The following is a 5,326-nucleotide window of genomic DNA, read 5'->3' on the forward strand; positions in this document are numbered from 1 at the left end:
GAATTTAATAACTCTGCTTTTTCCAGATCGTCACCATCAAAATAACGCCGCTCTAGTAGAAATACAGGGACTATCTGAGGTTTTGTTGATGACTTACCGCTCTTTTTTGTAATAGTATTAAAGTTCCAAGACTTAGAATTAAAAAAAGTGTCAAGCGACTCCAAAACTGAGCTTTTTCCTATCCCATTGTCACCGACCAATCCACAAAATTTATCTTCATCAGTAATAGGTATGTAATTAATCCCTTGATAAGTTTTGTAATATCTTAAAAATGCTCCAATTATCATTATTATCCTTGTCAATTTTTAGAGAGGCTGATTTTTAGTCCAATCCAGCATTTGAACCTAGAAGACTTATAACCATTTAATAGTTCGGTCATCGCGAACATTTCTGCCTATTTAACATTCATTTATCTGCTTCATATAGTTTTAACAAATAACCTAAGGCATTACTATCATTAAGTTTTTTAAATTTTTTAAATTTTTTAAATTTTTTAAATAAAGTTAAATGAAACAATATGTGCTAGTTGCTCGTTTGCTGAAATATATGTGCAAATAACACCGTTTGACCAATCAGTTAACAACTATATTTTAGCCAACCCCAACAACAGCTTCTCCCTCTTGATCGCAATTAGGAAAAGTGCCAATAACGAACAATGAATTTAAGAAAAATAGTTTAAAGATGAACTTTGATGCCAAGGTTTGGACTTGCCAGATTAAGTAAAGTCGAAGACTTATCTGGCAAGCCTTCATAAAACTACAAATGTCGTGATTAACTAGAGAGCCCTATTTAACGACATACTCAGCTCTTCTTCTTAGATACTCATTATGCAACGCAAGGCTAGATTCTTTGCAAATTTCAGCAACTTGATCTAACCATTGAAAGTATTCTGTTTGCCGTTTTAATGTCCAAGCTGATGGTATTGCAGAAGCATTAGAGCACAAGTCTGCTAACTTGATACGTTTTACGGAGGAATGCTTCTTTGGAAGCACTTTAAGCACCTTTTCTCTTCGCTCCTCTAATGATAGCGATTTATCGTCAGAAAGTGCCTCTACTAACTCCAGAACACGATTACCACAGGTTTTATAGAGCTCCTCTCTAGTTACATCAGTATCCTCTAAAATGTCATGGAGTATTGCAGCACTTAGCTCATCTGCATCATCAATTTCAGCGATATCAGTGAGTAAGGCAGTCACTTCTATCAAGTGATTAATGTAAGGTGATCCATCTGACTTTCGCTTTTGCTGCGCATGATTTTTTGAAGCCAGCTCTAGTGATTTAATTAAAAGCTTATGAGAGCTCATATTAGTACCTTTTTTAAAATTTAATTACACTGCTGCTGGGGATATAAAAGTAAGCCTCAAACTTGGAATGCAGTGATCCGCTTATAGCCATCTATATCAGAGATGCTTTATGTACTCATCATATTGACGCTGAAGTTCCAACCAAGTAGCAGTACCAACTTTAGTCGCTCTGCTTAGCTGCTCAGCAAACACTAGGTCAACGGTCAAATTAGCTTCCATAAATAGTTCTAATACCTCCACCTTAATATTTAATAGAGCAGCTAGCTCTTGCATGCTGTTGTAGGTAAAGTTACTAAGGCAACGTCGCTTAAAAAACATGGAAGGGTGCTCTCTAAAGCCTCCATCTTTTCGTTTTTTAAGCTTTAAGTCACTGATGGGAATCCTAGCCGATGTCTTGATAAAGCTAAGTTTACTTATGTCGTTCATAACACCTCCATGGGGGAGCTATCTTGATCCCACGGTAAATTGGAAAACCTATTTTTCTGCTCGATTGGGAACTCATTTATGCTCATATACACTCTAAACCTTCCTTTAGTGGTCGATGATGCGTAAATAACTTCCTGTACAAATAACCACTTAGATTCAGTATCAAAAGCTGTATTAGACCAATCTAAATGCACGTCGTATCGATTAGCGAGCCGATTCCATGCCTTTGTTTGAGAACGAGCTTTCATTAAACCAATCCATGCCTCTATACGCTCGCCATTAGCATGAGCCTCTTTTAATAGCTGAGACAATCGGCGTTTATTCCTACGGCATTGTTTTCGCATTGTATTTATATCCTCTCAGCAGGATAATTCAGTTCAGGAACGGTAAGAATTTGATAAAGGTGGTAGAGCTCATAAGGCTTTAACTCCGCACACCCCTCTTCTAAAAGTTTATAAATCCTATAACTGTGAGGTTCTAGCCCATTACTGAGGGTATCCATAGCATTGGACACGAGCTGGGGGTAGCACTGACTTCTAAGTTTATCTATAGCTTTTGATTGGTACTGCTGTGGGGAAGTGTTGTACAACGTTTTACTGGTCATGCCTGCTCCTAGAGGTGAAGCGGCACGAACTTAGACGCTCCACCCAATGTTAATTGAGTGTAATCTTTATCTAAGTATCGATTTCGAATTGTGAGATTTTAAAGTACTACAGTAAAAACGATGAGGCAAGACACACGAAAAAAACTAATGGAAAAAACTACAGGTCAGTTTTTATATTTCGGTCTCCCTATAGTCCCCCAAGAACAACTTAACCTATTGATTATTAATGACAACACATCCAATCGAGCATGGGTGCAACAGAAAAACGTCTGTTTAACGTTGGATTATCTAATGTGCGTTTTTGCAATGTAAAAGCCTCGGGGATTATAAGTAAATGCGCCCATAAAAAGGCGCTATATTTTACACAAAAGCCTAATTAGCATCAATATTAGCTGTATATTTGTAAACCAAAATAATGCGCGATACCGTTGAGTATATTTGTAACTGCCACAGAGCTTAAAATTAACCCCATGATTCTACTTATAATACTTGCGCCACTGTCGCCTATTAATTTATGCACATGATTTGCGAGTAACAACAGCACAAGCACAACAACTAATACAACCAACATCATCGACGATGTAGTAACTTGCTCAACCCACGTGTATTCTTCGTTACGGGTCATCAGTACTGCGCCAAGCATGGCGCCTGGGCTTGCTATAGAGGGAATGGCTAGCGGAAAAATAGCGGTTTCTGTGCTGTCGCGCACACTTTTAATCTCAGACTCGGGCTTACTTTCACCAAAAATCATTGAAAGCGCAAAAATAAGCAGGACTATGCCCCCGGCTATTTGAAACGCCGACAGCGGTATTTCTATTGCATTTAATAGCTGCTCACCGGCAATAACAAAAAAGAGTAAAACCACAGCGGATACACCCACGGCTTTAAAAACAACTTTTCGTTTAAACTTTTCATCTTCCCCACGTGTCACAGCAATAAATACAGGCACTGTACCTATAGGGTCTATCACCGCAAAAAAGAAAATAAATATAGCTACCAGTTCATGCATTAATGGGGTTCCTAGATAAAAAGTGTTTAATAAAAACGCTGCAAGTACAACACAGTATGTTAGTATATCACGGTAGCGTAAGGATAAGAGAATGATGAATATAGAATCACTCGTAAGTAAAGCAAAACAAGTTTGTGACAACCGTGGTGCGCGTTTTACGCCTATCCGCGAAAAAGTATTTCGCCTATTAGCTAGCGCCCAAGGCGGCGTTGGGGCGTACGATTTACTTGAGCAATTAAAAGTAACAGAAACAGGCGCAAAACCTGCAACAATTTACCGTGCGCTAGACTTTTTATCAGAGCTGGGCTTTATTCACAAAATAGAAAGCACCAATGCATTTATGCTTTGCCATCACTTTGATCATATTCATCCTGTGCAGCTATTAATCTGTGACAGTTGTGGTTTTGTAAAAGAGCTGCACTCTACGGTTATTTCTCACGAGCTAAACAACTTAGCAGCAGAAAGCGGCTTTGTTGTATCAGGGCAAACTATTGAAGCACACGGTAAGTGTGAGTCTTGTAGAAGCTAAACCCAAAGTTTGTTTTAAAGCTATACTCATATTTAGATAGCCACTTTAGCACCAATTTTAAGAGTACCTAACATGAATGTTGAGTTCATTAATCCATTTTTATCTTCTTTGATCAATGTGTTATCTACAATGGCACAAACCGAGTTAAAACCAGGTAAGCCGCGTATAAAAACAGACGAAGTCGCCTGTGGCGATGTATCTGGTTTAATTGGCATGGTGGGCGCGCAAACTCGTGGCTCATTTTCAATTACCTTTGATGAAAACTTAGCTCTGACTATCATGGAACGCATGCTTGGTGAGCGCCCTGACAACATAGACGATGAAGTAACTGATATGGTTGGGGAAATTACTAATATGGTTACCGGTGGAGCTAAAAACTTACTCGGCGAAAAAGGCTATGACTTTGATATGGCTACGCCAATTGTAGTTGCAGGTAAAGGCCACACCATCACACATAAAAGTAAGGGCAAAAAAATAATTATGCCATTTAGCTGTGATGCAGGCGATGCAAATATAGAAGTTAGCTTTGATAAGTTATGAGCTGGCAACAAACTCAAATAACCTTAAAACCGCGTGCTCGAGGATTTCATTTAATTGATGATGAAATACTCGCGCAGCTGAGCGAGCTGGCCAATTATAAAGTTGGCCTATTACATTTGTTTATTCAGCACACATCGGCAAGTTTAACCATAAACGAAAACGCCGATCCAACAGTGCGCATGGATATGGAAAGCCACTTTAACCATTTTGTTCCCGAGCGCCAACCTTACTATCGTCACGATTACGAAGGTGATGATGATATGCCAGCCCATATAAAAACCAGTACGTTAGGGTGTGAATTAAGTATTCCTATAAGCAATGGGCGCTTAGCGCTAGGTACATGGCAAGGTATTTACTTAGGCGAGCATCGCGACGCTGGCGGTGCAAGACGTATTATAGCGACCTTGCAAGGCGAAACCTTTTAACTTGTATTGACCTCCCCTCCCTTGCTTTTACCCTCGTGACTTCGCATTATTTAAAACCCTTTATATCGCGCGGCGGCATGGGGCCACTCGTGCGTATAATATTTAACTAATTAGGCCTTTGAAAATGGCTTTATAGCAACTGACTTAAAGCAAGTAAGTTATTTTTAGCTAGGCAAAAAATTTGTTATTTAGTCGTTCTAAATGAGGATATTTTAACGCAGTTAGCGGCACGTTTAGCCCCGAAATAATTAAGTATTATTGCTCATTACCATCTTTAATTATTTTTGTACTGCTAGATTAAGAGCTCAGTGCAATATAACCATTATTTATAAATAATTTTCGTAGCTATAAATCAGATCAAGATATTGTTTTAAAGAGATGTTTATTTTAGTGGGGTATTTAGAGAGATTGGAGCGGCACACGAGGCTCGAACTCGTGACCTCGACCTTGGCAAGGTCGCGCTCTACCAACTGAGCTAGTGCCGCTTTA

At 39.0% G+C, this 5,326-nt stretch carries 8 protein-coding genes and 1 tRNA gene; 3 read left to right on the forward strand and 6 right to left on the reverse strand.

Annotation, left to right across the window (positions count from 1 at the left end; translation table 11 throughout):
- From PAT01_RS19645 to PAT01_RS19665, 5 genes are all read right to left on the reverse strand, one after another.
- Positions 1-287 (reverse strand): AAA family ATPase (locus PAT01_RS19645; protein ID WP_154946041.1); only part of this gene is annotated, 287 nt, incomplete at its 3' end.
- Positions 288-785: 498 nt separating this feature from the next.
- Positions 786-1,304 carry an HD domain-containing protein gene (locus tag PAT01_RS19650; RefSeq protein ID WP_138577945.1) on the reverse strand — a complete coding sequence of 173 codons (519 nt, stop codon included), beginning with the start codon at positions 1,302-1,304 and terminating at the stop codon, positions 786-788.
- Positions 1,305-1,400: 96 nt separating this feature from the next.
- Entirely contained in the window at positions 1,401-1,730 is a 330-nt protein-coding gene (locus tag PAT01_RS19655; RefSeq protein WP_138577943.1) for a hypothetical protein, read from the reverse strand.
- The gene (locus PAT01_RS19660; protein WP_138577941.1) at positions 1,727-2,074 is read right to left on the reverse strand and encodes a hypothetical protein; all 348 of its coding nucleotides are present in this window, start codon (positions 2,072-2,074) and stop codon (positions 1,727-1,729) included. Before PAT01_RS19660 ends, PAT01_RS19655 begins: the two co-directional genes overlap by 4 nt.
- Before the next feature lie 648 nt (positions 2,075-2,722).
- Entirely contained in the window at positions 2,723-3,343 is a 621-nt protein-coding gene (locus tag PAT01_RS19665) for a MarC family protein (protein ID WP_004589061.1), read from the reverse strand.
- A 94-nt stretch (positions 3,344-3,437) separates the two neighbouring features.
- On the opposite strand from PAT01_RS19665, the gene PAT01_RS19670 reads away from it, so the two are divergent.
- From PAT01_RS19670 to PAT01_RS19680, 3 genes are all read left to right on the forward strand, one after another.
- The gene (locus tag PAT01_RS19670; protein ID WP_029773280.1) at positions 3,438-3,872 is read left to right on the forward strand and encodes a transcriptional repressor; all 435 of its coding nucleotides are present in this window, start codon (positions 3,438-3,440) and stop codon (positions 3,870-3,872) included.
- A 72-nt stretch (positions 3,873-3,944) separates the two neighbouring features.
- Positions 3,945-4,412: a chemotaxis protein CheX gene (locus PAT01_RS19675; RefSeq protein ID WP_029773279.1), complete on the forward strand. Its 468-nt coding sequence runs from the start codon at positions 3,945-3,947 to the stop codon at positions 4,410-4,412.
- Positions 4,409-4,837 (forward strand): secondary thiamine-phosphate synthase enzyme YjbQ, encoded by a 429-nt coding sequence (locus PAT01_RS19680; RefSeq protein ID WP_054983902.1) that lies wholly within the window; start codon positions 4,409-4,411, stop codon positions 4,835-4,837. The genes PAT01_RS19675 and PAT01_RS19680 overlap by 4 nt, the downstream gene beginning before the upstream one ends.
- Positions 4,838-5,246: 409 nt before the next feature.
- On the opposite strand, the gene PAT01_RS19685 is transcribed toward PAT01_RS19680, so the two are convergent.
- A tRNA-Gly gene (locus tag PAT01_RS19685) sits at positions 5,247-5,322 on the reverse strand.
- Positions 5,323-5,326 lie beyond the last annotated feature (4 nt).

Origin of the sequence: Pseudoalteromonas atlantica, from assembly GCA_007988745.1 — a bacterium.
Classification (GTDB): Bacteria; Pseudomonadota; Gammaproteobacteria; order Enterobacterales; family Alteromonadaceae; genus Pseudoalteromonas; species Pseudoalteromonas atlantica.